Below are 26,628 nucleotides of genomic sequence, written 5' to 3'. Positions count from 1 at the left end.
GGGCCGGCCCTTCCCGGCCGGCCCGCAGCGGGCTTCGCCCGTTCCCCCCGCTCTGAGGACCGATTCACCCATGGCACCCCGTCACCCCGCCCTCGCCCGCCTCGCCCCCGGCGAGGGCCGGCTCACCCTCGGCCTGGAACTCCCCCTCGACAACGACTGGGGCCCGTCCCGGCAGGCCACCGACCGTACGGTCGGCCGCCCCCACGGCGTCCCGGACCTCGCCGACCACGCGCGCCTCGCCCGGCTCGCCGACCGGCTCGGCTTCGCCGGCCTCTGGGTGCGCGACGTCCCGCTCTTCGACCCCGTCCGCTTCGGGGACGCCGGGACGGTCTTCGAGACCTTCACCCACCTCGGCCACCTCGCCGCCGTCACCGAGCAGGCCGTCCTCGGCACCGCGGCCGTCGTCCTGCCGCTGCGCGAACCGCTGCTCGTCGCCAAGGCCGCCGCCACCGTCGACGCGCTCTCCGGCGGCCGGATGCTGCTCGGCCTCGCCAGCGGTGACCGTCCCGTCGAGTACCCGCTCTTCGGGCGGGACTTCGAGGCCCGCGGCGCCGCCTTCCGCGAGGGACTGCACACCCTGCGCGCCGCCTGGCGCCCGGGCCCGCTGGAACTGCCCGGGGTCGGGCTCGGCCCGGACTTCCAGCTGGAGGTCCTGCCGAAACCGGCGGAGGCGGCGGGCATCCCGATCGCCGTCGCCGGAGGCGCCCAGCAGACGCCCGAGTGGATCGCCGAGCACGCCGACGCCTTGCTCAACTACCCCCGCGACCTGGGCGCGCTGCGCCTGCGGACCCGCCAGTGGCGCGAACTCGCCGGGGAGAAGCCGTACGTGACCCCGATGGTGCTCACCCTCCAGGAGGACCCGGACGCCCCGGCCCGTCCGATCCGGCTCGGCCTCAGCACCGGCCGCAACGCCCTGATCGAGCACCTGGAGACCATGGCGCTGTTCGGGGTCTCGCACGTCTCCTTCAATCTGCGGCCCAACGACCGGCCGGTGGAGGAACTGCTGCAGGAGCTCGCGGAGTACGTCCTGCCGCGCTTCCCCGCATCCGGCGCGTAGGGCCCTTGCATTACAGCGCGCCTGCAACTATTGTTAACGCATGCAAGACGCGCTCGCATCTATTGCGGGACCCTTTGCGCCCCGCACCCTCCGTTTCGAAAAGGCACCACCATGTCCCTCAAGGAACTCCTCCCCGGCAAGCTCGGCTACGGCACCGCCCCGCTCGGCAACATGTTCCGCGCGATCCCCGACCAGGAGGCCGCCGCCACCGTCGAGGCCGCCTGGCAGCACGGCGTCCGCTACTACGACACCGCCCCCTTCTACGGCGCCGGCCTCGCCGAGGAACGCCTCGGCGAGGTCCTCTGCGCCAAGCCCCGCGACGAGTACGTGCTCTCCACCAAGGTCGGCCGCGTCATCCTCGCGGAACTGGAGGAGGGCGCCCGCGAACTCGGCGAGAAGGGCGGCCTGTTCGAGCACGGCAACCCCAACAGGATGCTGCACGTCTGGACCGCCGAGGCCACCGAGCGCTCCATCGAGGACAGCCTCAAGCGCCTGCGCACCGACCGCCTGGACATCGTCTGGGTCCACGACATCGCCCAGGACTTCCACGGCGACCAGTGGCTGGCCAAGTTCGAGGAGGCCCGCACCGGCGCCTTCCGAGTCCTGTCCCGCCTGCGCGACGAGGGCGTCATCGGGGCCTGGGGCCTCGGCGTCAACAAGACCGAGCCGATCGAGCTCACCCTCGCCCTCGACGAGCCCCGCCCGGACGGCTTCCTCCTCGCCGGCCGCTACACCCTCCTCGACCACGAGCACGCCCTCCAGCGCCTGCTGCCGATGGCACAGGAGCAGGGCGTCGGCATGGTCGTCGGCGGCCCCTACAGCTCCGGCATCCTCGCCGGCGGCACCCACTTCGAGTACCAGGAAGCCCCTGCGCACATCGTCGAGCGCGTCACCCGGCTCAAGGACCTGGCCGCGGAGCACGGCGTGAGCATCAAGGCCGCCGCCCTGCAGTTCTCCCTCGCCCACCCGGTCACCGCCGCGGTCGTCGCCGGCGCAACCAAGCCCAGCCGCATCGCCGAGGACCAGGCGGCGCTCAACGAGACCGTCCCCGCCGCGTTCTGGCAGGAGCTGCGCTCCGCCGACCTCGTCAGCCCGGCCGCCCCGCTGCCGTACGGCGCCTGAACCACCCCCGACCCGTCAGGAAATCCGATCATGGCCTCCACCTCCGTCAGCCGCATCGTCCCCGCCTCCCCCGACAAGGTGTGGAACCTCATCGGCGGCTTCGACTCCCTCCCCGACTGGCTCCCGTACATCCCCGAGAGCACCGCCCTCGAAGGCGGCCGCGTCCGCCGCCTGCGCAACCCCGAGGGCGGGACCATCATCGAGCGCCTCGTCGCCTTCAACGAGGCCGAGCGCCACTACAGCTACGCCATCCTGGAAGCCCCGTTCCCCGTCAACGGCTACGTCTCCACGATCCGCGTCCACGCCGTCCCCGGCCAGGAGAACGCCGCCGAGGTCCAGTGGTCCGGCCGCTTCAACCCCGACGGCGCCACCGAGGCCGAGGCCGTGGCCCTCTTCACCACCATCTACCGCGACGGCCTCGCCGCCCTCCACAGCACCCTCGCCGCGGTCCGCCCGTCCTTGACGCCTTCCTGAGGCCCGGGGCCGCCTTCCCAACGCACTCCGTACGCGCGCTCCCCGCGGAGCGGTCGTCCAAGGTCTCTGCCGGCCCGGCAGGAGGGCCCTTCCTCCCGGCGCGCGGCGGTGAGTGCAACGCTCGGCGGTGTCCTCACGGCGGCGGGGGCCGGTGGCTTCGCGGTCGTTCCGGTGGATCGCCGACCCCTTGAGCCGCGGCGGTGGTGGCGTGCCAGCTGACGGGGAGGGTGAGCGGTGACTTGCTCGGGGATTCGTCGTCCCAGGCGGGCTCCTGTCCTTCGGCGAGGCGCAGTCGCGGGAAGCGGTCGAGCAGGGCTTCCAGTCCCACGGCCATCTGGGCCCGGGCCAGGTGCGCGCCGATGCAGTTGTGCGCACCCCGGCCGAAGGTGAGGTGCGGGTTCTCCGCCCGGCACAGGTCGAGCCGGTCGGCGTCGGTGAACACCCGCTCGTCGCGGTTGGCCGAGGCGAGGACGGGCAGAACGGCGTCGCCCGCGCGGATCCTGCGGTCGTGCAACTCGATGTCCTCGACGGCCTGGAGGACCACGACGCCGTTCATGACCGGTATGTACCGCAGGAGTTCCTCCACCGCGCCGGGTAGGAGGCCGCGGTCGTCGTGGAGCCGGGCGTACCGGTCGGGCGCGGTCAGCAGGGCCACCACGGCGTCGGCCAGGAACATGGTGCTCGTGCGGTAGCCGGCGACCAGCATCGAGAGCCCGAAGGTCACCACGCTCTCCCCGTCCAGGGTGCCGGGCCCGCACGCGTGGACCAGCCCGGTGAGGACGTCGTCGGCGGGCTCGCGCCGCTTGCGGTCGAGCAGTGACGCGATGTACTCGCGCAGTTCGGAGGTGACCTCGCGGCCCTCGTCCAGGGTGACCATCGCCCCGAGGGCGGCGTCCGCCCTGGGCAGGAAGTACTCGCGGTCCTCGTAGGGGATGCCCACCAGCTCGCACATGGCCAGCAGCGGGAAGGGCTCCAGGAAGCCGCCGACCAGGTCGCCGGGCTGCCCGGCGGCCGTGAAGTCGTCCAGCAGCCCATCGGCCGTCCGGCGCAGTCGCGGCAGCCGGCGCCGGACGGAACGGACGCTGAACGGTTCGGCCAGAGCGCGGCGCAGGGCCTCGTGGCGGGGGCCGTTCAGTTCCATCATCGTGATCAGGCCCGGCTCGTCGTCGGCGGCCCGGTCAGGCCGGGGCGGCCAGTCGTTGATGGTCGGCCTGATCAGCCGGGGGTCCGCGATCAGGTCCCGGACGTCCTCGTAGCGGGTGGCGTACCAGGCGGTGGCGCCGATCGGCAGCCGGACCTCCGCGAGCGGGCACTCCCGGCGCAGCCACCCGTACTGCGTGGGCGGGCCCATGGTGCCCGGCGGCGGCAGGGGCAGGTCGATGGCGGGCGGGTCGGCGGCGGGTTGCGGCGGTGAGCTGCTCACTGGCGGTGCTCCCTGGTCGCGTACGAGGTGGCCGGGTGTGAGGTGGCCGGGTGTGAGGTGGCCGGGTGTGAGGTGGCCGGGTGTGAGGTGATCGTGTGTGAGGTGGCCGCGTACGAGGTGATCGTGTGCGAGGTGATCGTGTGCGAGGTGGCCGGTCGGGTCTCACCAGCTGACCGGGAGGGTCAGCGGTGACTTGGTCACGGATTCGTCGTCCCAGGCGGGTTCCTGTCCTTCGGCGAGGCGCAGCCGCGGGAAGTGGTCGAACAACGCCTCGACTCCCGCGGTCAGTTCGGCGCGGGCCAGGTGGGCGCCGAGGCAGTTGTGGGCTCCTCGTCCGAAGGCGAGGTGGCCCCCGCGGCCCGTGGTCGCGCCGGCCCGCTCCAGGTCGAGCCGGTCGGCGTCGGCGAACACCCGCTCGTCGCGGTTGGCGCAGGCCGGTACGGGAATGACGGCGTCGCCCTCGCGGATCGTCCGCCCGCGCAGCTCGATGTCCTCGGTCGCCAGGAGGATCACGGTGCCGTTCATCACCGGCATGTAGCGCAGGAACTCCTCCACCGCGCCGGGCATCAGCTCCCGGCCGTCGCGCAGGCGGGCCCACAGGCCCGGCCGGTCGAGCAGGGTGTGCACGGTGTCGGCCAGGAAGAAGCTGCTGATGCCGAAGCCGACGGTGAGCATGGACAGCCCGAAGGCCATCACGTCGTCGTGGGTCAGCTCGCCGTCGTCGCACCGGCGGACCAGCCGGGTCAGGACGTCGTCGCCGGGCCGGTCCCGCTTCCGGACGATCAGTGCGGCGACGTACTCGCGCAGCAGGTCGGTGACCCGGCGCCCCTCCTGCGAGGTCACCATGCCGCCGAGGGCCGCGTCCAGCACCGGGAGGAACCGGTCCCGGTCCTCGAAGGGGATGCCCACCAGGTCGCAGAGCACGAGCAGGGGGAAGGGGTCGGTGAAGCCGGCGACGAGGTCGCCGGGCGGGCCGTTGTCCTCGAACGCCCGCAGCAGTCGCCCGGCCAGCCCGCGGATGCGCGGCAGGTGGTCGCGCACGGCCCGGGAGCTGAACGGTTCGGCCAGCGCCCGGCGCAGGGCCGCGTGCCGGGGGCCGTCGAGTTCGGCGATCGTGACCAGGCGCGGCCCGTCGTCCTCGGGTTGCCCGGGACGCGGCGGCCAGTCGTTGATGGTCGGCCTGATCAGCCGGGGGTCCGCGAAGAGCATCCGGACGTCCTCGTGCCGGGTGGCGTACCAGGCGGTCGCGTCCATCGGCAGCCTGACCCTGGCCAGGGGGCAGTTCTCGCGCAGCCGCGCGGACTCCTCGGGCGGCCCCATGGTGCCCGGCGGCGGGAGCGGGAAGTCCAGGACGTCCGGCTCGGCGCCGGCCCCCCGCGCACCGGGCGGCCGTGCGCTCATGCCCGCGCCCCTTCCGGGTGGCGGGGGCAGGGGCGTTCGATGTAACCGGTGGTGTAGAAGTACTCCAGGTAGCGGTCCAGCAGCTCCGCGTCGACGGGAGGGCAGTGCAGGCCCGAGGTGGCCAGGTCGTGCTCGACGTTGGCCCGCCCGACGGTCGGGAAGGTGCCCTCGAAGTACATCTCCTTGACGGACATGTCGGCCTGCTTGCAGCGGTCCACGCACAGCGAGACGAACGGGGCCGTGGGGCTCGTGGGGTGCTGCGCGACGTGGCGGACGAGCTCGCCCACCCACTGCTCGTAGGGGAGCCGGGAGATCCGGTGGCCGGCCCTGTCCATCCGGTCGAGCATGTCGCACAGGCTCGCGGCGCGGGGGTTGGTCATGTGGTAGGTCCGGCGGGTGGCGCGGTGGGTGGTGGCGATGTGCACCAGGGCGTCGGAGAGGAAGTCCACCGGGACGAAGTCCAGCGGCAGCCGGATGTCGGGGGCGAGCCCGGTCTCGCTGATGGTCTTGAACAGCGAGCAGATCGCGGTGTCGGTGTTGCACGCGCCGGTGTGCCGGTCGCCGGTGATCTCGTACGGACGGTAGACCGCCACCGGCAGGCCCTGGTCCTGGTCCGCGGCGTCGCGCAGCACCTCCTCGGCGACCCACTTGCTCTCGGCGTAGCCCATGGTGAGCCCGTCGGCGTGGTCGAGCGGCAGGTCCTCGTCGACGTGCCGTACGCCGGCGGTTCCGAAGCCGGCGAGCACCGCGATGGTGGAGAGGAAGTGCACCGGCACCCGGCGCCCGGCCGCCAGTCGGATGAGCTCCCTGGTGCCTTCCACGTTGGTGCGGCGCAGCGCGTCGTACGGATAGATGAAGTTGACCTGCGCGGCCGAGTGGATCACCAGGTCGACGGTGTCGGCGAGTTCGTCGGCGCGGCCCGGCTCCAGTCCGAGGCCGGGCTCGGCGAGGTCGGCGGGGAGGCACACGATGCGGTCGGCGGCTTCGGGGGTGGCGAGGCCGAAGCGGGCGAGGTTGCGCATCACCTTCTGCCGGGCGTGGGCGGGGGCCCGGCTCCGCACCGGGCAGCACACCCGGGCGTCGGTGCGGCGCAGCAGCGCGTCCAGGAGGAAGGCGCCGACGAAGCCGGAGGCGCCGGTGAGCAGCACCTCCGCGGGGTGGTGCCAGTCCGGCTCCGGCCCGCGCGGTTGCGGGAGGGTGAAGCCCAGCCGTGCCTCGGCGCGGAAGTCCACCGGGCCCGCGTCGGCGTTCACCCTGCCGGGCGGGCCCTGGACGGCGACGACGGCGGCGGTGAAGTCCTCCAGTGTCGGGGAGCGCAGCAGGCTGTGGACGAGGGTGCGGCCGTGCCGGGCGTCGAGGCCGAAGGCGGCCAGCGCACGGGTGACGGCCTCGGCTGCCAGCAGGGAGTCGCCGCCGATGTCGAAGAAGCTGTCGCCCGGCGCCGGGTGCACACCCAGCACCACCTGCCAGATCCGGGCCACCGTGTCCTGCGGGCCGAACGCGGTGCCGTTCACCGCCGCCGGGACGGCAGCCTCCTCGGTCGCCGTCAGCCTGCGCAGCCGGGCGCGGTCGACCTTGCCCCCGGCCGTCACCGGGAACCGCGCGAGTTCCACCAGCCGCGCGGGCACCGCGGCCGCGGGCAGCCAGGTGGCGAGAGCGCTGCGGATGCGGTCCAGGGTCAGTGCCTGGCCGGGGCGGGCCGGGGTCACGTACCCGATCAGGGTGTCGCCCTCCCGTTCGACGACGGCCTCGCCCACCGTGTCGTCCGCGCGCAGCCGCGCCTCCACCTCGTCCGGTTCGATGCGGTGCCCGCGTAGTTTGATCTGCCGGTCCACCCGGGCCCGGTACTCCAGTACGCCGTCCGGGTGCCGGACCACGCGGTCACCGGTGCGGTAGAGGCGCGTGCCGGGCTGGACGAGGTCGTCGACGAAGCGCTCGGCGGTCAGCCCGGGGTCGCCGAGGTACCCCAGGGCGAGCCCGTCCCCGCCGACGAGGAGCTCGCCTTCCTCGCCGGTGTCGGCGAGCGTGCCGTCCGGGCGCAGCACGTGACAGGTGGAGTTCTCCAGGGGGAGGCCGATCGGCACGGCCGTCGCCTCGGGAGGCAGGTCGTGCAGCGCGTGTGCGGTGGACACCACGCTGTTCTCGGTCGGGCCGTAGAAGTTGACCACGGTGGTGTCCGGGCAGGCCGCCAGTATCGCGCGGGCCAGTTCCGCGTCCATCGCCTCGCCTCCGGCCGAGGCGAACCGCAGGGACCGCAGCGCCGAGGGCCTGGTGCGCGCGATGTGGTGGAACACCCCGGTGGTCAGGTAGGCGATGCTGACCCGCTCGGAGAGCAGAAGCGATTCCAGGGCGGTCGGCGACAGCAGTTCCTCCTGGTCGGCGATCACGATGCAGGCGCCGGCGAGCAGCGCGGGCCAGATCTCGATCGTGGAGGCGTCCGAGGAGAGGCCGTAGGCGTGCAGCACCCGCTCACCGGGCCGCGGCCGCTGCCGGACCAGGTCGGAGGCGGCCAGCCGGACGATGCCGCGGTGCGGGATCGCCACGGGTTTGGGGCGGCCGGTCGAGCCGGAGGTGAACATCACGTAGGCGCAGTCCGCGGGGAGCACCCGGGCCTGCGGCACCGCGGCCGGGGCGGTCGGGGTGGCCGGGGCGGTCGGAGCCAGGCCACCCAGGTCGATGCGGGAACGCACGCGCCGGATGCGGCGGGAGCTGCCGGGCAGCGTGACGACGGTGTGCACCCCCGCGTCCTCGGCCATCGCCTGCAGACGCGCGGGTGGTGAGGCGTCGTCGAGCGGGACGTAGGCCGCACCGGTCTTGAGGATGCCCAGGAACGCGACCAGCGCCTCCGGAGAGCGGGCCCCGCACACCCCGACCGTGTCGCCGTACCGCACGCCGGAGTCGTGCAGCCGGGCCGCCACCGCGTCGGAGCGGAGCTTGAGTTCGCCGTAGCTGATGCCGCGGCCGTGCTGTACGGAGGCGATGGCCCGCGGGCGGTGCACCGCCCGGGCGTCGAACAGCTCGTGGAGGCAGCGATCGCGTGGATACGGCACCGCCGCGGCGTGCTCGGCCGCCTCCTGATGCGTCGTTGCTCGGGTGTTCATCGGGACGTCACGCTCTCTGCCGCACACGGACCGCGCGCGGGAAGCTAGGGTTCGAACTCCTTGGCGAAGGCGGCGAAGTCGGCGGTCCGCCATCTTTCGGGCCTCATGCGGATGAGGACGTCATCGGCCAGCTGCCGCCGGTTGGCGTCCAGGTAGGCCGCCGCCGTGTCCGCGTCCAGATACCGGCGGGCCAGCTCCTCGCGTGCGGCCGGCGGCAGCGGGTCCTCGACGGCCACCACCGGCCCCTCCACGCTGACGTAGCGGTAGGGCGCCGACTCGACCTGCGCGCAGAGGCTGAACCGGCCCGCGCTGCGGATGAGCCGGGCCTTCAGCATCGTCCGCCCGGTCTGGATCGTCACCAGCCCGCCGGGCCGGTAGGAGTACCAGAGCGGGACGAGCAGCGGTCCGCCGCCGTCGCGCGCGTCGTCCACCCCCAGGATTCCCACGTGCGGGCCGGCGAGGAACGCCTCCCGGGCTTCGACCGACATCCTGAGATCCACTGGTACCGCCTCGATTCGGCAGGAGACGCATCCGGTATCGACAGGAGACGCATCCGGTATCGATTCGCGCAAGGGAGGGTGAGCCGGCGGGGGCCTCCGGGCGGCCGGCGTGTGACCGCCGCAGGTCTGTGCGGGTCCTCGGTCCTTCTCGTCCGGTGCACACGGCCTTCGGGAACCCGGCGGGGCGGCCAGGGCAGGGCCGGGCTCTCTCCTCCACATTTCCACCACACCCGGGTGGCCCGCATCCCGGCGGCCGCGCACGCGGTGCCTCCGATCCCCCGCCGAAGCGCACGACGGGCGCTCCGGGGGGATCCTGCCAGTGTCGGCCGTCAGGTGGTTCCCGGCTGGTTCCAGGAGAAGGAGGGGCACATGAGGGCGGCCATCCGGGCCGAGGGCCTGGTGAAGGACTTCGGCGACGTACGGGCCCTGGACGGGGTCGACCTGGACGTGCCGGAGGGGACGGTGCTGGGCCTGCTCGGCCCCAACGGCGCCGGCAAGAGCACCACGGTACGGGTGCTCACCACCCTGGTGCGGCCCGACGCGGGCAGCGCCCACGTGGCGGGGGTGGACGTGCTCAAGCACCCCGGCCGGGTCCGCAGCCTGCTGGGCCTCTGCGGCCAGTACGCGGCGGTCGACGAGTACCTCACCGGCCGGGAGAACCTCCAGATGGTCGGCGAGCTCTACCAGATGCGGAGCAGGGACGCCAAGGCGCGCGCCCGGGAGCTGCTGGAGTGGTTCGACCTCGCCGAGGCGGCCGACCGGCCGGCCAGGACCTACTCCGGTGGCATGCGCCGCCGGCTCGACCTGGCGGCCGCGCTGGTGGTGCGGCCCCCGGTGATGTTCCTCGATGAGCCCACCACCGGTCTGGACCCGCGCAACCGGCTGGCGCTGTGGGAGGTCGTCGAGATGCTGGCCGCGGAGGGCACCACCCTGCTGCTCACCACCCAGTACCTGGAGGAGGCCGACCGGCTGGCGCACGACATCGTCGTGGTCGACCACGGCCGGGTGATCGCACGCGGATCCGCCGACGACCTCAAGACCAGGACCGGCGGCGAGCGGGTGGAGGTGGTGGTCCACGACCGCGAGCAGATCGGTGCGGCCGTCGCTGCGCTCACCCCGTACGGTGGGGGCCCGCTCAGCGTGGAGCAGCACACCCGGCGAATCCTCGTGCCGGTGGGCGGGGGCGCCCGGGTGCTCGCCGACGTCATCCGCGAGCTGGACGGGCTGGGCGTCCTCATCGACGACATCGGCCTGCGCAGGCCCACCCTCGACGACGTCTTCCTCTTCCTCACCGGCCACGCGGCCGAGGAGAACGAGCTGGGAAAGCCGCCCCGGCCGGCTTCCGGGGCCGGGCGGCGCCGGTGGACACGGAACGCCCGTGGGAATTCCCGGCGGGGGCTTCGGCGCTCCCACCGGAAGCAGTAACTCCAGCGATGGTCGAAGCAGCGATGGTCGAAGCAGCGATGGTCGAAGCAGCGATGGTCGAAGCAGTGATGGTCAAGGGAGTGGAAACCATGGGACAGCTGGATGGGAAGGTCGCCCTGGTGACCGGGGGCTCGGCCGGGATCGGTCTCGCCGTCGTCCGTCGGTTCGCCGCCGAAGGTGCCACCGTCTACCTCACCGGCCGGCGCAAGGCCGAGCTGGACGAGGCCGTGGAAGCCATCGGCGAACGGGCCATCGGCGTCCAGAGCGATGTGTCGAATCTCGACGACCTCGACCGGCTCTTCGCGGCGATCGAGGCACGCAGCGGACGGCTGGACGTCGTGGTGGCCAATGCCGGCGTCGGCGAGCTCGCCCCGCTCGGGAAGATCACCGAGGAGCACTACGACAGGACCTTCGACATCAACGTCAGGGGGGTGGTCTTCACCGTCCAGAAGGCGCTGCCCCTGTTGCCGGACGGCGCCTCGGTGATCGTGCTCGCCTCCACCAACGCGTCGACGGGCGTCCAGGCGATGAGCGTCTACAGCGCCACCAAGGCCGCCGACCGCAACCTCGTCCGCACGTGGGCCGCCGAGCTCGCGGGCCGCGGCATCCGGGTCAACGCCATCAGCCCCGGCCCGATCGAGACTCCCGCCATCCGCAGTCTGATCGCGGAGCAGGCGCCCGCGCTGGACGAGCTCGTCGCCAGGATTCCGCTGGGCCGGATCGGACGCCCCGACGAGGTCGCCGCCGCGGCTCTCTTCCTCGCCTCGGACCAGAGCTCCTTCACCACCGGAGCCGAACTCTTCGTCGACGGCGGACTCAACCAGGTCTGACCGGCTCGGCGAGGCCGAGGGCGTAGGCGGTGCCGCCGTCGGGGGCGGGTTCGACGGCCAGTTCGCCGTTCACCGCCTCGACGAAGCCGCGTGCCACGATGAGGCCGGCGCCCTCGACGGCCGGGCCGGGGGCCGTCACCCGAGGTGGACCCCTCCGCCAGCTGGTCGAGATCCGGGCCACGAAGTCCCAGGTGGTGCTGCACTCGACCGCCCCCGACCCGGCCGGCACCACCCCCTTGGCCGTCCACTTGTCGGCGGTCGCGCAATTCCCCACGAGCTGCGGTTTCGTGTCGGCGTAATTCCCCGTCCCCGTGGCCACGAGTCCCCATGGGGACGGTGACCGGCACCGGGTGAGTCTCATCGGGAGACAGCCACCCCCTGCTACTGGCACCCGGGTGCCCGGCCGGCAGTAGGGCCGGGTCAACCTCAACGGCCCCGTCCGCACCGGCCAGCTCGACGAGACCGTGAACTCCGGCCTCGTCACCGTCCTGGGCGGCGGCAGCGACGGCCCCACGGTCATCGTCGGCGACGACGGCAAGACCTACACCAAGGGCGACAACGGCTGGAGCATCTCCCCGCGCGGCGACCGGATCGCGGACTACCACGGCTACGCCACGCTGCTCCTCTCCTTCGGCCCCTCCGCTCGCAAGGGCATGGAGGACTGCGCCGGCACACCGTGCTTCCACCTCTCCGGCAGGGTGGACCTGGAGCGGATCAGGACCGTGGAGGCCTCGCTCTACCAGACCCTGAAGGCCAAGAACGCCAAGGAAGTCCAGCTCGACCAGTGGATCGACGCCCAGGGCCGCACTGTCCGCTACGACCGGCTGGTCGAGTTCGAGGGGCTTCGGGTGCGCACCTCGGGCACCTTCCGGGACTTCGGCCCGGTCGAGAAGGTCGACGCCCCGCCCCTGGGCGGAGCGGCTGGCCCGGGCACCTGACGGACCGTTTCAGAACGGGATTCCTTGATGGTCACCTTGGAGGCCGTCCCGCAGTCGGTCCCGGAAGGCCTGGAGCCCGGGTAAAGCCGGCAGTTCAAAGCATTGGTGGTGGCCGATCCGAATACCTTGATGCCCCGCCCGGGCTGGGCATCAAGGTGCGGGTGCCGGTCAGGGCTGCAGCTGCGTCCAGCCGCCTTTGCCCGGCCCCGGCCGTCCGGGCCCGCCTGCTCCCTCCTCGTCGCCGAGGTCGAGCGCTCCTACGGTTTCACCCGCCCCGCCGGGGCGTAGGGCTACGCGACGGGCGGGTGGCGGGGATCCCAACTCCCGTTATCCGTCCGCCGGCGGGGCGGCAAATCCCTCTCAACTGGTGCCCCAACTAAGGGTTTTGGCCTGAACGCGCCTACGTCGCCTCCTCGGCGCCTGCCTACGCTCCCCTCGAACCCCGGCCGCTCCGGCCGTGGGACCGACCCAGGGGGAACACCCAATGCGTATTCGCCACGCCGTCGCCACGGTCACCCTCGCGGCGACCGCCGCGCTCACGATGAGCACCGCCGCCTCGGCCGCCCCGGCCCCGCGTCTCGCCTGCGGGGTGAGCGACCAGGGCCTCCCGGGCAACATCTACAACAACGGCGTCTACGTCGGCCAGGTCGAGCAGCAGTACGACAGCTGTAGCCGGACGGCGATCGCCCACTTCCAGTGGTCCGGCGGCTTCCAGGGAAACGGCTCCCAGGTCAAGGTGTACCTGATGGCGAGCAACGGCTACGCCGGCCAGGCGACCATCGGGGACCAGAGCAGCAAGGACGTCTACGGCTACGTCAACATCCACGCCACTTCCCCGGACATCTGGACGGCCATCGCGTCGCTCGACCAGATCTGCCCCGCCTACAGCACCCAGCACGACTACTCCAACGGCGCCTCCCTGGCGGGCCCGCAGGACAGCAACTGCAGCATCCCCAACCCGTAACCCGTAGCCCGCAGTCCACGCTCCCGGGTTTCCCAGCCGGGAAACCCGGGAGCGCGTCGGCACGCGGCATGGCAGGGTGAGCCCATGACCTCCCTCAGAAAGGGCGATGCCGCGTAGGCCGCCCGGCGCCCTGCGCGCCCAGACGCGGTACGCCCGGGGCTCGCAGCCCCGACCGTTCAGCCGGATCCGAGGCCTGCGGCGCAACGCCCAGGCCGCCGTACGACGCCTCGAAGCCCGGCGCTTCGAGCCCGGGTACCTGAGCAGGGCGCTCGGCCAGTACGAGGAATTCCTGCGCCAGCCCGGCCGGTGGCTGTACGTGCCCCTGCCGGACTGCCCCTGCCACGACGTCCTCGGCGCGCGCGACGAGATCGAGGCGATGCTCCCCGCCCTGCTACCGCGCGCCCGCTGCGAGTTGGGGCGGATCGTCGCCGGGCTCGACACGGAGTTCGAACGGCGCACGCTGCCGGACCCGTACGCCGCCCGGCGGCCGTCCTCCGTCCGGCCCGACGCGTCGAGGCGGCCATGGTGGTACCGGCGGCTGACCGGGCCGTGAGGGGCTGTCACCCTGGTGGGCGGCGGTCGTTGCTGGTCCTGCCACCAGAAACACGAGGAGTGCGACTCCGCCTCCAGCTCAAGCCGACGCTTGGCTTGTGATTTATCGTCCGGCTTCGAACAGGTGGGCCGGGTGATCACTCGTCCGGGTGTTCCCGGGACGGCGGTGCGACCTTCGCGTGGTCCTGAACTCGACCAAGAGGAACAGGATTTGACGCGAAGACCGTGATGGTGGGTCTGGGTGAGTCTGGTGGAACAGGGCGGGCAGTGCGAGCCGTTCGCGGAACTGTCACGCTTCCGGGGGGTCTTCTACGACTGCCTGAGTGGACCAATCCGGGCCGGCCAGAGCGCCACGCCTACCCCACTGCGCACTCAGCAGGAGAGGAGCTTCCGCTGGAGATGGCGGTGTATCACCGCTACCGCACGGTGCCCCGCTTCGCGATCGACCTGAGCGGCAACCAGGACGGCACCATCCTCACCGCCTACGCCGCAGAGCTGCCCGATGTGATGGACCTGATCGCCCGTTGGGCGCCGGCCGTGCAGGCCCTGGCCGCAGCCCCTCTCGGCCCCCACCCCCAGGACGGCGGTCGGTGAGCGCCCGCAAGCTCACCAGCGGTGGGTTGGTGCTGTCGGCCGTCGCCGACGGCCTGGGTGGCGATCTCGCCGACCGCCGCGGCCGCCAGTACGGTGCCGGTTTCCTGCTGGGCGTCGGCGAGGCGTTCAGTGATGATGGTGGGCCGCACGACCGGCGGCCCACCATCAGTGCGTTCCGGCGGCTCAGTAGAGGACTACGGAGAGCCGTGCCGGGCCGGTCTCGGTGGTGGTGTCGCAGAAGTAGACGATGGCCTGGTGGCTGTTCACATACGCCTGGCCGGCCGCGTGGCAGGCGGCGGCGGTCGGGTATATGCCGATGTAGGTGTAGGTGGACGCCTGGGCGGTCGGGGCGGCGATCAGGGCGCCGCCGGCCACGACCCCGGCCACGGCCACAGCGGAGAATGCCTTGCGAAGCGACATGAGTGGTCTTCCTCCCAATGGTGAGCGCCGGGGTCCGTGCCCCTGCGCTTCGCCGAGGAGCCTCCTCCGAATGTGAAGGCGAGGCAATGGTCGAGACCAATTTCGACCGGAAGCGGTGTGGTGTTTCTGTGACGGCGCAGGTCACGGGCTCGCCTGACGGGCTGGCGATCGTCTTCCGGACAGTTCTTGCACTGTCCGGAACCTGACAGTCCGTTTTGACCGATTCACCAGGATGGTCCCAGGTCGTTTCCCTGGTAGGAGCGCTTTCACGCCCGGGCCGGGACAGTGTTGGGACATCCGGCCCGGTCGGCTGGCTACCGGCCGGGTGCGGCGTCCTCGATGGCGGTGAGCAGGCGGACGTGGACGGCGCCGGCGGCTTCACGGGTGGCCGGGCCGGGGTCGTCCAGCTGCGGGGCGATCAGCTCGACGGCTGCGGCGAGCACCGGCACGGGGACGGTCGCCTCGCGCAGGTGCAGGAGCTGGGAGGCGGCCCGCTCGCCGGGCGTGGCCTTGGCGCGGGCGTCGTGGATCAGGGCGCCGATCCCGCGGGGCAGGGGCTGGGTGTTGGTCACCCGGCTCATTCTCCCGTCAGCTGAGCGGTGGTGATCACCACGGTCGGTCGTCCGCGCCCAGGCTCCTCAGGCGAGGTCGGTGTCAGGTTTTGCTCGGCGCTACCTGCGCGTTGTCGAGGTGCAGGCGCAGCGTGCCGTCGACCGGACATCGCAGGCCGACCGACACGCGGCGGACTTGGCCGTCCGCGTCGAGGGCGACTGCGGCCTGGAACACGTCGTGCCCGGTTGGGCACGTGATGTCGGCTGGCTTGCGGAAGGCGTTGCTCAGCCGCGGGCGTGAAGGAGCGGATTCCGCGAGTTCCCAGGTGGATCCGTCTGCGTGAACATCTCCGTCCGCTATGCCGAGCGGCAGGCAGCAGCCCTCACAGAAGCACTCGTCCGTGGTCACTTCGAACTGGCTTTTGCGCTTGCCCCGCGCCAAATGATCTTGATCGACGGTGGGTTCCTCTGTTCGCGTCATGGCCAACCGGTACAACTTGCTGACCTTGCGGCTATGAAGCGATGTTTCGGTGGGGGACCCCAAGTACCTAGATTCGTTTGGGAGTTCGCTGTTTGCACAGCGCTGAAACGCGCCGGCCTGCCGCCGTGCTGACGGCGCTGGCAGCGGGTGGAAGCCGATCCTCCCGCCCGCTGACTCCGCTCACCCGGAAGGGGGAGGCGCCGTCAACCTCGCTCGCCAGGATCGGCGGCGAGGCGGCCGAGCATCGCCATCACGGTGATCCGCGCGTCCTTGTCGTTCGTCACCGTGCAGTGGGCATCGACGCCTCGCGCGTCCGGTGCTTCATTCGGATCGGTCAGGCCGATCCGGATCAGGTCGACGGCATACTCGCGGCACTGGGAGTAGTCCTCTGCGGCGCGGACCGCCTCGACGTGGTCGATGTGGCCGGGGTCCGCAGCGCGCAGCAGCGCGGGGGTGGGCAGCGGGCCCAGTGCCTCTTCGATCCATTCCGAGACGGTCTCCCGGGGGCAGCCCTGTTCCAGCCGCGAAGTGCTCGCCGCGGTGAGCGCCAGGTGGATGAGGAGCGTCCCGAACCAGTTGGCGGCCTCGGCCGGGGGCGTGTCCGTGCCCGTCGGTGGCATCACGGCGCGGTACAGCGCAGCGGGGTCATCGGTGTGTGCGGCGGCGGCGACCGCCTTCACGGCGCTGCCGAGGGCAGCCTGGTCGATGGTCACGTCGGTGCTCTTTCCCTAGTCGGCAGCCGTCAACTTACCGCTCCGGCGCGGTCGAAGGACCCGTTAACGGACATTCTGTGGAATCAGCTCTGTCGAGCAGTGGTCGTCATCCGGTGGCTGTCGCGATCTGTTGTCCGGCTGCTGTGGCTGTTGCTCGTGCAGCGGCCTCTTCAACCTGGCGTCGGCCGGATTCACCTCGGCTCCAGATGAATGCGCGCCAACGACGTGGCGCGTCGCTGCTCCCGGAAATCGGTGGAGGGCCGGGGATCCTGTGGATCATCGCGCCGGCCGGTTCGTTCAAGCAGGGTCTTCGCACGAGAGGAAAGACCGGTGAGGTCATCCAGTATGTGCATCCTGCACTTCTTTTCCCATGACAAGGGTATGGATTCGCAGGACCGCACGGTACCCGGTCGAAGTGCTTCGATGCAGTTCGAACTCCCAGCGGCCGTGGCCGTCGCGGGTTCAACATGGGCCTCCCGGACGGCACTCTCGGGGACGGGCGGCCACGTTGACGATCGGCAATAGCGTCGCGGTGGCTGGGTCGCCGCTCCGGCCCGAGACACGGCCGGGCGGGCGGTGCGCAGCGGCCTTCGGTCCGGGCCCTGGGCGAAGGCCGCCGAGTGCTACTGAGTGTTATCGGGGCAGGTGCGGCCGGTCGCCGGGCTCCTGGGTGGGGAACCGTTGGCCCGCGCCCGGAAGGGCGGGCGCCGGATAGTTCGCCACCTCGTACTTGGCCAGTTCGAGCTGCTCGGCGGTCGGGGGCAGCGCCGGGGCCCTGCACGCGCCGCCGTTGAACTGGAAGGCAGAGGTCAGGTCCCCGAAGGCGTTGCGACGCCAGTCGGTGACGGTGGTCGACCGGACTCCGGTGAACCGCTCCAGGAACTGCAGCACCGAGGTGTGGTCGAAGGCCTCGCCGGCGACCCAGCCGCCCACCGTCCAGGGCGAGATGATGATGCACGGCACTCGGAAGCCGCCGCCGATCGGCAGGCCGCCGACGAACTCGCCCGGCGTCGCGGCCGGGGGCACCGGCGGCGGCACGTGGTCGAACAGCCCGTCGTTCTCGTCGTAGTTGAGGATGAACACCGTCTTCGCCCAGACCTCGGGGTTCGACGCGACCGCCTCGATCTTGGAGGCGACGTAGTCGGCACCGGCGGCGGGCAGGTAGTCCGGGTGCTCGGACTGGTAGCTGGTCGGCAGGATCCAGGAGACGGCGGGCAGCCGGTTGTTGCGCGCGTCGTCCTCGAAGGTGCCGGCCGGCCGGGCGGTCATGCCCTTGTGGTGCAGTGCGCTGCCGGGCGCGGCCTGCTGGAAGCTCTTGAAGAGCGAGAGCATGTTGGTGCCGTAGTTGTCGGCTTCCTGGTAGACCTGCCAGCTGACGCCGGCCGCCTCCAGCTGTTCGGGGTAGGTCTTCCAGGTCAGCGGCTCGGGCGCCGAGTTCTTGATGATCGGGCCGCCCTGGCCGCCGTCGGCTCCGATCGAACCCGTCATCCAGTACAGCCGGTTGGGCCAGGTCGGTCCCTGGACCGAGCAGAAGTAGTTGTCGCAGATGGTGAACGACTCGGCCAGGGCGAACTGGAAGGGGATGTCCTCCCGGGTGTAGTACCCCATCACGTACGGGCCGTTGACGCCGTCGGCGGACCGGTGCGCGGGCAGCCACCGGTCCATCTTCCCGCCGTTCCAGGCCCGGTGTTGCACCGACCAGGAGTGGCTGGTGGACGGGATCGCCTGGGCGCTCGTGGTGCGGGTGTCCAGGTGGAACGGCAGCAGGTAGCCGTCCGGGTTGACGCCGTCGGGCTGGTAGAACACCGAGCGCCCGTTGTCCAGCCGCAGCGCGTTCGGGTCCGCGAAGCCGCGGACACCGGCCAGCGTGCCGAAGTAGTGGTCGAAGGACCGGTTCTCCTGCATCAGCAGGACCACGTGCTCGACGTCCCGCAGCGAACCGGCCTTCGGCACCCCCGCCGCTACCGCCCGCTGGACACTCGGTGGCAGCAGGCTCATCGCCGCTGCCGCTCCCATCACGCCGGCCGCCGATCCCAGCAGCCTCCGTCGGGTTATTCCGGACATCAGCCCTACCCTCTCCGTCGCGCCGGTGCGCGTGCGGGATGTCACCGCACCGGACTACCTGTGGCTTTCCCCCGGGAGCTTCGAGGCAGTGGAGATGACGGATGAACAGCCAAGGAATGTCAGGTACCCGCCAGGCGCTGCAGCCGCCCCCGCACCCCACTGCTGACAGCCCTGAAGCGATGCCCGAACGCCGGGCGGGGACGGGTCCGTACGGCGATGGCCAGGCGGTGCATCACCCGGTCCGAGCGGGGCCGGCCGAGGACCATCGCCCTTCTCCCATCTCCCACTGCCCGGTCGCGATCAATCTGACGACCATGTTGGTGCCGCCCAGACCCGAAGACAAGCGACGTCACTACTGCCCGATAGACCCGGAAACGACAAGTTCGCGGAAGTGTTCAGCGAACGGAGCTCCTGGAACGCATGGGACAGGTAGGCCTCCGGGGCACGGTCACCTGGTTGCCGAGGCCCTGGTGCGCGGGGTGGCGGCCGGGCAGGCTAGTTTGTCCGGGTGAGTCTCCTCGATGATGTGGCCAAGCGCGACGGCTGGCGGTGCTGGGTGTGCGACGAACCGGTCGACCCCGACAAGTCGGTGAACGATCCCAGGGGGCCCAGCGTTGACAGCCGGACCGCCGACCGGAAGGCCAAGGTCGCCGAGCGGCTCGCGCACCGCGCGTGCAACAGCCGCAAGGGCGCGGTCAAGGTGGTCATCGCCTGGCCGGACCGCCTGTACGTGGCCGAACCCGCGCCGCTGATCACCGTTGCCGCGAGGCTGGAGCGCAAGGGCGGCCGCGAGATGGTGGGCCGTTGTCCGACCAGGCAGGACGCCCAGGAAGCGGCGGATTGGCTGGTGGACCGGTTCTCCCGACTAGCGCCGGGGCTGCCGGTGACCGCCGGCATCGAGGCGGGCGGCGGCCAGTTCCTCGTCATCCTGGCCACCGGCCGCCGCTGACCGGGGACCACCAGCGCACACTCGCGTCGAGCTGAACCGTCGGCCCACATCGACCCGCCCCGACGAAGGCTCACCCACGGCCGCGTGACGGGCTGCTGCCTGCTCCGCGCTCTGCTCGTCCTGACGAACCTCGAACTCGACCGCTGACAGGCGATCAAGACCGAAGACCGCCGCCCACGACCAGCACGAGCACCCACGAACCCCGCCGCACCAGCGGAAACCAGGACGGTGGATCTTCAGTGAAGATCGACTGGACCTCGGTCAGTCGATGCCTTCGACCATGCGGAAGTCGCGCTCGACGCCGTCGGAGAGGGCGACCAGCGCCTCCTGGTAGGCCGCACTCTCGCGGGCCGCGACGGCCTGCTCGAAGCTGTCGAACTCGATCAGGATGGTGCGCTCGGCGATTCCGGCGTCGTGTGCGACGACCCGACTGTCACGGGCGAGGACCCGTCCGCCCCCGGCCTTGACGGCCGGACCGGCCAGCTTGTTGTAGGCAGCCAGCTTCTCAGGGTCTGAAATGGTGCGGTAGACGCTGACCCAGTACCCCTTGGGCATGGAACCTCCAGTGTTGGGATGGTGCATCTGACTTACGGGTTGGTCTCGGACGAGCGTCGGCGGGCGAGAGCGAGGCTTGTCAGCGTCGTGATCGCCATGGCACCGATGCCGACCAGCGCCGCGGTGGTGTAGACGCTGTCGTCGGGGAAGAGGCGGCCGGGGCCGGTGCCCGCGGCGAGGATCAGGCCGCCGATGGCACTGCCCAGGGAGTACCCGACGCTGCGGACGACGTAGTTGAAGCTCATGGCGCTCGACGTCTCGCTCCTCGGGGTGACGGCCAGGATGACGCCGGGCATCACGGCCGAGAAGCCGCCGACGCCGAAGCCGAGCACGCCCATCGCCGCGAACAGTTCGGTCAGGTCCGACCGGGTCGCCGCGAACAGGGCGAACCCGCCGCCGACCACGACGGCACTGCCGGCCAGGAGCAGGGGGTCGGCGTTCCGCGTCCGGACCCGCGGCGTGAGCTTGCCGGCGACGAACCCCAGCACCGAGAACGGGATGAGGACCAGCCCGGCGACGAAGGTCGTCAGCCCGAAGCCGTAGCCGGCGTCGTGCGGCGTCTGCGCGTACCGGGTGATGAGCGTGAGCAGGAGGTACATGCCGATCCCGCCGACGAACATGGCGAGGTTCGCCCCGGCGGCCGCCGGGTGCCGCACCGCCCGCACATCGACCAGGGGCGTCGTGCTGCGCAGCTCGATGACGGCCCAGACGCAGAGGAGCACCACCGCGACGACGGCGAGGCCTGCCACCACGGCGAGGTGCCGGCTCCACAGATTCCGTTCGCCGGCGAGGAACAGCACCAGGAGCAGCGCAGCGGCCAGGACGACCGCGCTTGCCACGTCCACGTGGGCGGAGCGGTCTTCGGGGGCTTCGGGCATGGAGCGCCACGCGGTCAGGAGGGCGGCGGCGGTGACGACCAGGCCGAGGCCGTAGGCGGCCCGTACCCCGCCGAGCTCGGCGAGCAGTGCGGCCAGTGGGTAGCCGACGCCGGCCCCGATGATCGAGACCACCGAGATCAGGGCGATCACGGCCGCGCTGCGCTCCTCGGGGAGGTGGTCCCGGGCCACGCCCATCATCAGCGCCGTCAGCCCGAGCCCGACGCCCTGGGCCGCCCTGCCGGCCAGCAGCCACGCGAACGGCAGCGGCAGCACGGTGAGCGCGCTGCCGGCGACGACGACCGCCAGCGTGGCGAGGATCGTGGCCCGCCGGTGCGGGCCGGCTCCGAGCCGGCCCAGGACCGGCGTGGCGACGGCGCTGCTGAGCAGCGCGACGGTCAGCGTCCACTGCGCGCTCGCACCACTGCCGGCGCCAGCGCTTTACGGACCGCTCGCTGACCCGCAACGAGGCGGCGATCTCCCGGTTCTTCTGCCCTCCTGCGAAGCGTTCCACGGCCTGAAGCCGGACCCGCTCCCTTGCGGCCCTCCCAGCGTCGGTCAACCCGCCACCGTGTGCGTATCTCACGCCCCCAGGGCTACCGGAACCACCCAACAGATGTCAGGCGAACGGCACCGAAGCCGCTCGATCAAGTTCGGTGGTGGCTTGGAACACGTGATCACGTGTGTGAGGATCAGGCCGCGTACGCCTGTGTACGGTGTTTGCGTGTGAGACCGCCCTCAAGGGCAAGAAGAGGTGGAGATGTTCGCTGGGGGAACTGCGCGGCTGCTGGTCGGAAACGACGGTGAAGCGCCGCTGAAGCTGGCCGTGGAGCCCTGGGCGGATACCTACCGGATTCCGCCGGGGCAGACCCGCGCCATTGTCACTCACTCACCAGCAGGCGACGGTTCCTGGTCCGGGACGTTGCGTGGGGACGAGCCCTTCCAGGTCGACCATCGGCGGGATTCGGTCACGGTGTGGGCCAACGGCCACTGCTTCCACCTCAATGACATGCTGGGCAACGCGATCGATGCAGCCGACTGGCAGTGCCCAGTTCAGGGCCCGGACTCGTGAAGGCGGCTCGGAGCGGCGGCTGATCACGTGCTGGCAGGTTCCGACCCTGGAGTTCGCGGGCGAGGTCTTCGGCAAGGCTGTCCTTCTCGGATCAAGAGTTGATCTTGTCCTGTTGCCGGCTGAGAGCAATGGCTTGCCCGCCAAGACGAATTCCTGCCGACGACGTCAGGAGCACCATTCCGCGCTGCAGCGCGGAAGCGGGATTCGGCCCCGATGCCGCGTGCTGACCCACGCGGTCCCAAGGACCGTGCCGTCCAGGCCGGGCTGGTGCCGATCATGAGGGCGGACAACTGGCCCCTGTCCGAGGACTACAGGCTGGCGGCGCTCGTGTGCTCACCAAGGACCTGTCCGCCTCCGGGGTGGCCCCGCTGGATGTCAGTGGGCAGGTGGAGAAGGGAGGATCAGCACCACGCGACGGGGGAGCGGCTCGGTCGGGGGTGTGGGTGTGGGGGGGAAACGTTCCGCCAGCCAGCGTGAACAGTAGCCCCGATGCCAGCCGACCAGGCCCTGGGTCGGACGGTTCTCGACTCCCCGCCGGCGGACGGCGCCATCTGGATGCGCTGGATCGGCCATGACGGCGTTCGCGCTCTCCACCACGGCGTCGGCCTCGCCCGCGGAGAGTGCCCATGCGTCGTGTCGGCCCGGACTCGCGGTCATGGCGGTCGGCGAGGTGGAATGAGTCTGACCGGGCCATGGGTCTGACGAGTGGACTGGAGTGCTTGGGTGGGGACGATTCTCAAGGGCGTAAGCCGTGTGCGCTGGGACGAGTTGAAGCATGCCTATGGATCTGCGGCAGATGTTCCCGGCGTGCTGTCGCGGATCGCATGGGGCGACGCCCTCGCGAGTGCGGCAGCCCTGAGCGATCTCGCCCTGTGGATCGGCGAGTTGGCGGTCTTCGATGCGACTGCCGCCGCTGTTCCCTTTCTGTGGGACCTCGCGGTCACCGAGACCGTGACGTCGCGGGCCGGGGTGATCGAGTTGCTGCAGACGATCCTCGAACACGGCAATCCGCGGCAGCCGAAGGTGCAACTGGAAGCCCACCAGGCCGTGCTGAGCCGCCGACCGACAGCGGACCGGCTCACCCACGACAGCGACCCTGCGGTGCGAGTAGCGGCTCAGGATCTGCTGGCCGCGATCGACAGCCGTCCGGGCGAGTCCTGCTGCCGGGCCTGACGCAAGAGCCTTCCTTGGCACTCCGGTGTCGGCCGTCGGCTTGGTGGTGCTTCTCGCTGCCCGTCTGGGATCTCCGGGGATCGCTCGACGCCGGTCTTGTCCCGGGCCCGATGCGTCCCCGGCTGCGGTCGCCGTCCGGGACCACGGGGGCCTCCGGACGAGAGGCAGCCACCGGACGGCTTCTGTCGGTGACGGGTGATAGATGATCACCAGGGCCCGGTGGCATGGCAGACAGGGGGAGGGCGCAGTGTCGGATGTGGTGATGTGCGGTCCGTTGGGAGATATCGCGCGGCAGGCAGGGCTGCAGGACGGTATCCACACCGAGGACGTCTATGCGGCGGCCCTGTGCTGGTGGGCGGCCGCCGTGGCCCCCTCGGCGGTCCTGCCGGTCGGCCACATGGAATGGCCTTGTCTGGTGTGGGGAGCCTTCCTGGCCGACGATGCCCGGCCTCCACTGGTCACGGCCCTGGCCACAGCCGGTATGGACTCCAGCCGTTTTCGCCGGCTCACCAGCCACCACGACATCACCACCACGGACAGGCTGCGGGCCGCTTGGCGCCGGTCCGCCCGGAGTACCCGGCCCGGCACCGGCTTCTCTCTGCTGCTCACCGGCAGCCCTGTCAAGCACCGCCCGTCGAGGACGTTTTCCGATGACTCCCTCGCCTACGCGTTGCGTACGGCCTGGGACGGCAACGAGTACCGCAACCTCGAACATCAGCGTCGTTCGCGCGCGGGCGGCCAGGCGGGGGAGGCCCCCAAGATCGGGGTGCTGTGGGAGATGCCGGCGGGCGACTGGAGGTACAGAGCACAGACGGAAGCGGCCTCCTCCAGCAGATTCCTGGTCTTCCGCCGGAAAGAGGCAATCCCCGGCGCCGCGCTCCCCGGCCGCCGGATAGTGCCGGTGGCTTCCCAGGCCGTCGAGGGCCTCGCCCGGATCTACGACAGCCTGTCGCACCAACAGGTGCAGTTCACGATGACGGGTGAGGCCGCCGCGAAGTTCTGGCCGGTCCAGCTCAGCGCTGCTCGCTTCGACGATCAGGAGTCCCTGCCGGAGGACCAGTTCGTCCGACTGGACGCCCACACCCACCGGATCGCGGCAGCGCTCGCCCTCGCCGAGGACACGGACGTGATCACCGGCGGCCACATCGAGGCGGCATGGTCCCTGGTTGCTCGTTCCGGCCGGGATCGGGCCCGATTGCTCTGCCCTGATGCCCTGGACCTCGTCGGCGGCATTCTCGACGAGATCGGCGGGCAGGTCCGGACCGCGACCGGCTCGCCGCAGGCCCTGCCGCTGGGAGAACTGTTCCCGCCGGGTGGTCTCCATGCCGTCAGCGCGCCCGCCGCGGTGCCCGCCAGCGGGGTAAGGGACAGGAAGGGCCGGGTCAGGCGTGACGGGGCGGTCGTTCAGGACGTCAAGGACTGGTACGGCAACCAGTGCCAGATGTGCGGCAGCGTCCTGGGAATCCCGGGACCACGCCAGACGATCAGCGAAGGTGCTCATATCCGCCCGCTGAGCCAAGGCGGACCCGACTATACCGGCAACGTCCTGTGCCTGTGCCCGAACTGCCACACGCAGTTCGACCAGGGCGGCCTCTACCTGACCGACGACCTGCGCGTCGTGGAAACGGTGACCGGCACAGTGCGGCAGCGTCTGGAAACGGAGCCCGGCCATGACGTCGGCCTGGAGTACGTTCGCTGGCACCGTGCGCGATGGGCACGGTACATCCAGCCCGTCAGGCAGACGCGCGGAGGGCGCTGACGGACGCTATGCCATTGCGGAGAGGCGGAGTTCGCGGGCTATGGCCGCGCAGCTGTCCGTTGCCGGCGACCGGCTGGGCTCGTTTGATGCGGGGCCGGCTGCACGGCCAGAAGCGGGCGGCTCGCCCACACGGCTACGGGGCTGCCGAACGGTGACGGCCGTCGACCTCCAGTACCACCCGGATCACGCGGCAGCCGGGGCGTCGGCGTCGGTCAGCCCGGGAGTCGGACCCGCTGGAGGAGCCACTGCGTATCCTCGCTGTCAGCCCGGGAGGCCCAGCAGGTCGCGTAGGGCCTGGTCCTCTCGGACGGCGCCGGGTGGAGCCGTCCGTTCGAGGGCGGCCACGAGTCGCTGCCGGTCCCGCCGCCGCACGGCCAGTAGCGGGATCCGGCAGTGTGCCCCGGTGCGGCTCTCGAGCCGGAGGGTGTGCGGCCCCCGGCCGGCGTCCGCCTCGGCCGTCACCGAGCGCAGCTCCGCCAGCGGGACGGAGGTGCGGTGCAGGCCTCGGCGGACGGTGATCCGGCCGCGGCCGACGGCGACGGAAAGGAGGAGCACCAGCGCGGGTGTGAGGGCGCTCACGACCGCCGCGGCGGCGTACACCGGGGCCGTGGGGCCGCCGTCGAGCGCCTTGGGCAGGGAGATCAGCAGGCCGCCCGCCGTGAGGGGCATTCCGAGGAGCGGGTTCGGCCGTACGGAGATCGGCGCGGACAGGGGTAACGCCTTGTCGGTCATGTGCCGTTCCTGTCGTCGAGAGGTACGGAGCGCGCGCCACCGCGAGCGGCGGGCCGCCCCCGCGAGGAGAGGCGGCCCGCCGTGGTGTCGTCGAAGGGACAGTATCGAGTCGGCCGTAGCCGGTGTGCACCGGCCGGGAACCGGGGTCGGTCAGCCCTCGCAGATCTTGCGCCAGACGTCCAGGCTCTTGTCCGTCCGGACCGGGAGGACGCCCCTCAGCGCGCCCAGCCCCTTCAGTCCGAGGGGCGACGCCGCGACGTCCGCCGTCAGGTAGCCGGCCGCCTCCCCGCAGTCCCAGGCGGACGTTCCGCTGCTGCACTTGTCGGCCACCAGGCCAACCTGGGTGACGGTGGTCACCAACCAGGCTGCCCCGGAGATTCCCCCGGCGACGGCCGCGCAGGGCAGCGCGCCCACGAAGGCGCAGACCAGCGCCACCGTGCCGGAGACGGCCCAGACGGCCGTGGCGACCGAGTTGATGTGCGAGATCACGTCGGAGTGGTCATGGGCGAACTTCTTGACGCTGCTCCAGCCCCAGAGCCCCGCCGGGTCCGTCTGGTCGAGCGGATCGGCGTTGGCGTAGCCGTATGCGCTGAGGGTCTGTTCGACCACCGGGTCGATGCTGAGGAACTGAGCCGTGGCCGGGTCGTAGGAGCGGGCCCGGAGGTACACCAGGCCGCTCTCGTCGTCGCTGTACTGGCCCGCGTACCGCAGCGCGGTCGACGCGGAGCCCGTGTGGGAACTGACGGCGCCGTAGGGCGTGTAGGCGTACGCTCCGGCCACGGAGCCCGAGGTGTCGGTCAGGGCCCGGGTGGAGCCCAGCTGGTCGTGGAAGAACCAGAGGGTGCCCGTGCCGGTGATCTGCTCGACCGGCAGGTCGTCCGGTCCGTAGACGTACGAGGACGA

At 71.4% G+C, this 26,628-nt stretch carries 27 protein-coding genes; 13 read left to right on the top strand and 14 right to left on the bottom strand.

Features of this window, described 5'->3' with window-relative positions:
* The first annotated feature begins 70 nt into the window (after positions 1-70).
* From ACFWPT_RS34685 to ACFWPT_RS34675, 3 genes are all read left to right on the top strand, one after another.
* The gene (locus tag ACFWPT_RS34685) at positions 71-1,057 is read left to right on the top strand and encodes a TIGR03571 family LLM class oxidoreductase (RefSeq protein WP_380486709.1); all 987 of its coding nucleotides are present in this window, start codon (positions 71-73) and stop codon (positions 1,055-1,057) included.
* Between the two features lie 111 nt (positions 1,058-1,168).
* Positions 1,169-2,179 (top strand): aldo/keto reductase, encoded by a 1,011-nt coding sequence (locus ACFWPT_RS34680; RefSeq protein ID WP_380486707.1) that lies wholly within the window; start codon positions 1,169-1,171, stop codon positions 2,177-2,179.
* A 30-nt stretch (positions 2,180-2,209) separates the two neighbouring features.
* Entirely contained in the window at positions 2,210-2,653 is a 444-nt protein-coding gene (locus ACFWPT_RS34675; RefSeq protein WP_380486705.1) for an SRPBCC family protein, read from the top strand.
* A gap of 133 nt (positions 2,654-2,786) precedes the next feature.
* Here the strand turns inward: ACFWPT_RS34675 and ACFWPT_RS34670 are convergent, their stop codons facing one another.
* The 4 genes from ACFWPT_RS34670 to ACFWPT_RS34655 form a co-directional block, all read right to left on the bottom strand.
* Positions 2,787-4,076: a cytochrome P450 gene (locus tag ACFWPT_RS34670; RefSeq protein WP_380486703.1), complete on the bottom strand. Its 1,290-nt coding sequence runs from the start codon at positions 4,074-4,076 to the stop codon at positions 2,787-2,789.
* Positions 4,077-4,238: 162 nt separating this feature from the next.
* Positions 4,239-5,477 (bottom strand): cytochrome P450, encoded by a 1,239-nt coding sequence (locus ACFWPT_RS34665; RefSeq protein WP_380486701.1) that lies wholly within the window; start codon positions 5,475-5,477, stop codon positions 4,239-4,241.
* Positions 5,474-8,578, bottom strand: a complete 3,105-nt coding sequence (locus tag ACFWPT_RS34660; RefSeq protein ID WP_380486699.1) for an amino acid adenylation domain-containing protein — start codon at positions 8,576-8,578, stop codon at positions 5,474-5,476. Before ACFWPT_RS34660 ends, ACFWPT_RS34665 begins: the two co-directional genes overlap by 4 nt.
* Positions 8,579-8,622: 44 nt before the next feature.
* A complete protein-coding gene (locus ACFWPT_RS34655) occupies positions 8,623-9,066 on the bottom strand; it encodes a pyridoxamine 5'-phosphate oxidase family protein (protein ID WP_380486697.1) in 444 nt (147 codons plus the stop codon).
* A 381-nt stretch (positions 9,067-9,447) separates the two neighbouring features.
* Between ACFWPT_RS34655 and ACFWPT_RS34650 the strand changes: the two genes are divergently transcribed.
* Positions 9,448-10,503 carry an ATP-binding cassette domain-containing protein gene (locus tag ACFWPT_RS34650; protein ID WP_380486695.1) on the top strand — a complete coding sequence of 352 codons (1,056 nt, stop codon included), beginning with the start codon at positions 9,448-9,450 and terminating at the stop codon, positions 10,501-10,503.
* An 89-nt stretch (positions 10,504-10,592) separates the two neighbouring features.
* Entirely contained in the window at positions 10,593-11,333 is a 741-nt protein-coding gene (locus ACFWPT_RS34645; protein ID WP_380424377.1) for an SDR family NAD(P)-dependent oxidoreductase, read from the top strand.
* Here the strand turns inward: ACFWPT_RS34645 and ACFWPT_RS34640 are convergent.
* A complete protein-coding gene (locus ACFWPT_RS34640) occupies positions 11,320-11,607 on the bottom strand; it encodes a hypothetical protein (RefSeq protein ID WP_380486691.1) in 288 nt (95 codons plus the stop codon). The two genes, ACFWPT_RS34645 and ACFWPT_RS34640, sit on opposite strands and share 14 nt — an antisense overlap.
* Positions 11,608-11,797: 190 nt before the next feature.
* Between ACFWPT_RS34640 and ACFWPT_RS34635 the strand changes: the two genes are divergently transcribed.
* The 4 genes from ACFWPT_RS34635 (at position 11,798) to ACFWPT_RS34620 (ending at position 14,381) form a co-directional block, all read left to right on the top strand.
* A complete protein-coding gene (locus ACFWPT_RS34635) occupies positions 11,798-12,271 on the top strand; it encodes a hypothetical protein (RefSeq protein WP_380486689.1) in 474 nt (157 codons plus the stop codon).
* Positions 12,272-12,755: 484 nt separating this feature from the next.
* On the top strand, positions 12,756-13,235 hold the full coding sequence (locus tag ACFWPT_RS34630) for a hypothetical protein (RefSeq protein WP_380486687.1): 480 nt from the start codon (positions 12,756-12,758) through the stop codon (positions 13,233-13,235).
* Positions 13,236-13,341: 106 nt separating this feature from the next.
* A complete protein-coding gene (locus ACFWPT_RS34625) occupies positions 13,342-13,788 on the top strand; it encodes a hypothetical protein (protein WP_380486685.1) in 447 nt (148 codons plus the stop codon).
* 398 nt (positions 13,789-14,186) lie between these two features.
* A complete protein-coding gene (locus ACFWPT_RS34620) occupies positions 14,187-14,381 on the top strand; it encodes a hypothetical protein (RefSeq protein ID WP_380486683.1) in 195 nt (64 codons plus the stop codon).
* Positions 14,382-14,564: 183 nt separating this feature from the next.
* Here the strand turns inward: ACFWPT_RS34620 and ACFWPT_RS34615 are convergent, their stop codons facing one another.
* From ACFWPT_RS34615 to ACFWPT_RS34595, 5 genes are all read right to left on the bottom strand, one after another.
* Positions 14,565-14,801 (bottom strand): hypothetical protein, encoded by a 237-nt coding sequence (locus ACFWPT_RS34615; RefSeq protein WP_063351744.1) that lies wholly within the window; start codon positions 14,799-14,801, stop codon positions 14,565-14,567.
* Positions 14,802-15,115: 314 nt separating this feature from the next.
* Positions 15,116-15,373: a hypothetical protein gene (locus ACFWPT_RS34610; RefSeq protein ID WP_380375031.1), complete on the bottom strand. Its 258-nt coding sequence runs from the start codon at positions 15,371-15,373 to the stop codon at positions 15,116-15,118.
* 82 nt (positions 15,374-15,455) lie between these two features.
* Positions 15,456-15,833: a hypothetical protein gene (locus tag ACFWPT_RS34605; protein WP_380486680.1), complete on the bottom strand. Its 378-nt coding sequence runs from the start codon at positions 15,831-15,833 to the stop codon at positions 15,456-15,458.
* 203 nt (positions 15,834-16,036) lie between these two features.
* Complete coding sequence (locus ACFWPT_RS34600) at positions 16,037-16,546, bottom strand: hypothetical protein (RefSeq protein WP_063351740.1); 510 nt, start codon at positions 16,544-16,546, stop codon at positions 16,037-16,039.
* Between the two features lie 633 nt (positions 16,547-17,179).
* Positions 17,180-18,610 carry an alkaline phosphatase family protein gene (locus ACFWPT_RS34595; protein ID WP_380486678.1) on the bottom strand — a complete coding sequence of 477 codons (1,431 nt, stop codon included), beginning with the start codon at positions 18,608-18,610 and terminating at the stop codon, positions 17,180-17,182.
* Positions 18,611-19,118: 508 nt separating this feature from the next.
* Here ACFWPT_RS34595 and ACFWPT_RS34590 point away from each other — a divergent pair.
* Positions 19,119-19,559, top strand: coding sequence for a hypothetical protein (locus tag ACFWPT_RS34590; RefSeq protein WP_380486676.1), 441 nt, complete (start codon positions 19,119-19,121; stop codon positions 19,557-19,559).
* A 261-nt stretch (positions 19,560-19,820) separates the two neighbouring features.
* On the opposite strand, the gene ACFWPT_RS34585 is transcribed toward ACFWPT_RS34590, so the two are convergent.
* Together ACFWPT_RS34585 and ACFWPT_RS34580 are read right to left on the bottom strand one after the other, a co-directional pair.
* Positions 19,821-20,114, bottom strand: coding sequence for a DUF1330 domain-containing protein (locus ACFWPT_RS34585; RefSeq protein ID WP_380486715.1), 294 nt, complete (start codon positions 20,112-20,114; stop codon positions 19,821-19,823).
* A gap of 32 nt (positions 20,115-20,146) precedes the next feature.
* Positions 20,147-21,379, bottom strand: coding sequence for an MFS transporter (locus tag ACFWPT_RS34580; protein ID WP_380486713.1), 1,233 nt, complete (start codon positions 21,377-21,379; stop codon positions 20,147-20,149).
* 370 nt (positions 21,380-21,749) lie between these two features.
* Between ACFWPT_RS34580 and ACFWPT_RS34575 the strand changes: the two genes are divergently transcribed.
* The 3 genes from ACFWPT_RS34575 to ACFWPT_RS34565 all read left to right on the top strand — a co-directional run bounded on the left by ACFWPT_RS34575 (position 21,750) and on the right by ACFWPT_RS34565 (position 24,993).
* The gene (locus ACFWPT_RS34575; RefSeq protein ID WP_380486711.1) at positions 21,750-22,061 is read left to right on the top strand and encodes a hypothetical protein; all 312 of its coding nucleotides are present in this window, start codon (positions 21,750-21,752) and stop codon (positions 22,059-22,061) included.
* Between the two features lie 723 nt (positions 22,062-22,784).
* A complete protein-coding gene (locus tag ACFWPT_RS34570; RefSeq protein ID WP_380486674.1) occupies positions 22,785-23,234 on the top strand; it encodes a hypothetical protein in 450 nt (149 codons plus the stop codon).
* A 247-nt stretch (positions 23,235-23,481) separates the two neighbouring features.
* Positions 23,482-24,993: an HNH endonuclease gene (locus tag ACFWPT_RS34565; protein ID WP_380486672.1), complete on the top strand. Its 1,512-nt coding sequence runs from the start codon at positions 23,482-23,484 to the stop codon at positions 24,991-24,993.
* Between the two features lie 261 nt (positions 24,994-25,254).
* Here the strand turns inward: ACFWPT_RS34565 and ACFWPT_RS34560 are convergent, their stop codons facing one another.
* Positions 25,255-25,725, bottom strand: coding sequence for a hypothetical protein (locus ACFWPT_RS34560; RefSeq protein WP_380486670.1), 471 nt, complete (start codon positions 25,723-25,725; stop codon positions 25,255-25,257).
* A 150-nt stretch (positions 25,726-25,875) separates the two neighbouring features.
* On the bottom strand, positions 25,876-26,505 hold the full coding sequence (locus ACFWPT_RS34555) for an RHS repeat-associated core domain-containing protein (RefSeq protein ID WP_380486668.1): 630 nt from the start codon (positions 26,503-26,505) through the stop codon (positions 25,876-25,878).
* Positions 26,506-26,628 lie beyond the last annotated feature (123 nt).

The organism is Kitasatospora sp. NPDC058478 (genome assembly GCF_042720345.1).
GTDB lineage: Bacteria > Actinomycetota > Actinomycetes > Streptomycetales > Streptomycetaceae > Kitasatospora.
Note: the sequence above shows the minus strand (reverse complement) of the source record. Positions and strands in the feature narration are given on the sequence as shown.

Excerpts from the sequence above, each read along its gene's own strand:
- ACFWPT_RS34685 (WP_380486709.1), top strand. The coding sequence starts at position 71 with ATGGCACCCCGTCACCCCGCCCTCGCCCGCCTCGCCCCCGGCGAGGGC.
- ACFWPT_RS34680 (WP_380486707.1), top strand. The coding sequence starts at position 1,169 with ATGTCCCTCAAGGAACTCCTCCCCGGCAAGCTCGGCTACGGCACCGCC.
- ACFWPT_RS34675 (WP_380486705.1), top strand. The coding sequence starts at position 2,210 with ATGGCCTCCACCTCCGTCAGCCGCATCGTCCCCGCCTCCCCCGACAAG.
- ACFWPT_RS34665 (WP_380486701.1), bottom strand. The coding sequence starts at position 5,477 with ATGAGCGCACGGCCGCCCGGTGCGCGGGGGGCCGGCGCCGAGCCGGAC.
- ACFWPT_RS34660 (WP_380486699.1), bottom strand. The coding sequence starts at position 8,578 with ATGAACACCCGAGCAACGACGCATCAGGAGGCGGCCGAGCACGCCGCG.
- ACFWPT_RS34655 (WP_380486697.1), bottom strand. The coding sequence starts at position 9,066 with ATGTCGGTCGAAGCCCGGGAGGCGTTCCTCGCCGGCCCGCACGTGGGA.
- ACFWPT_RS34650 (WP_380486695.1), top strand. The coding sequence starts at position 9,448 with ATGAGGGCGGCCATCCGGGCCGAGGGCCTGGTGAAGGACTTCGGCGAC.
- ACFWPT_RS34645 (WP_380424377.1), top strand. The coding sequence starts at position 10,593 with ATGGGACAGCTGGATGGGAAGGTCGCCCTGGTGACCGGGGGCTCGGCC.
- ACFWPT_RS34630 (WP_380486687.1), top strand. The coding sequence starts at position 12,756 with ATGCGTATTCGCCACGCCGTCGCCACGGTCACCCTCGCGGCGACCGCC.
- ACFWPT_RS34625 (WP_380486685.1), top strand. The coding sequence starts at position 13,342 with ATGCCGCGTAGGCCGCCCGGCGCCCTGCGCGCCCAGACGCGGTACGCC.
- ACFWPT_RS34620 (WP_380486683.1), top strand. The coding sequence starts at position 14,187 with ATGGCGGTGTATCACCGCTACCGCACGGTGCCCCGCTTCGCGATCGAC.
- ACFWPT_RS34615 (WP_063351744.1), bottom strand. The coding sequence starts at position 14,801 with ATGTCGCTTCGCAAGGCATTCTCCGCTGTGGCCGTGGCCGGGGTCGTG.
- ACFWPT_RS34605 (WP_380486680.1), bottom strand. The coding sequence starts at position 15,833 with ATGACGCGAACAGAGGAACCCACCGTCGATCAAGATCATTTGGCGCGG.
- ACFWPT_RS34595 (WP_380486678.1), bottom strand. The coding sequence starts at position 18,610 with ATGTCCGGAATAACCCGACGGAGGCTGCTGGGATCGGCGGCCGGCGTG.
- ACFWPT_RS34585 (WP_380486715.1), bottom strand. The coding sequence starts at position 20,114 with ATGCCCAAGGGGTACTGGGTCAGCGTCTACCGCACCATTTCAGACCCT.
- ACFWPT_RS34575 (WP_380486711.1), top strand. The coding sequence starts at position 21,750 with ATGTTCGCTGGGGGAACTGCGCGGCTGCTGGTCGGAAACGACGGTGAA.
- ACFWPT_RS34560 (WP_380486670.1), bottom strand. The coding sequence starts at position 25,725 with ATGACCGACAAGGCGTTACCCCTGTCCGCGCCGATCTCCGTACGGCCG.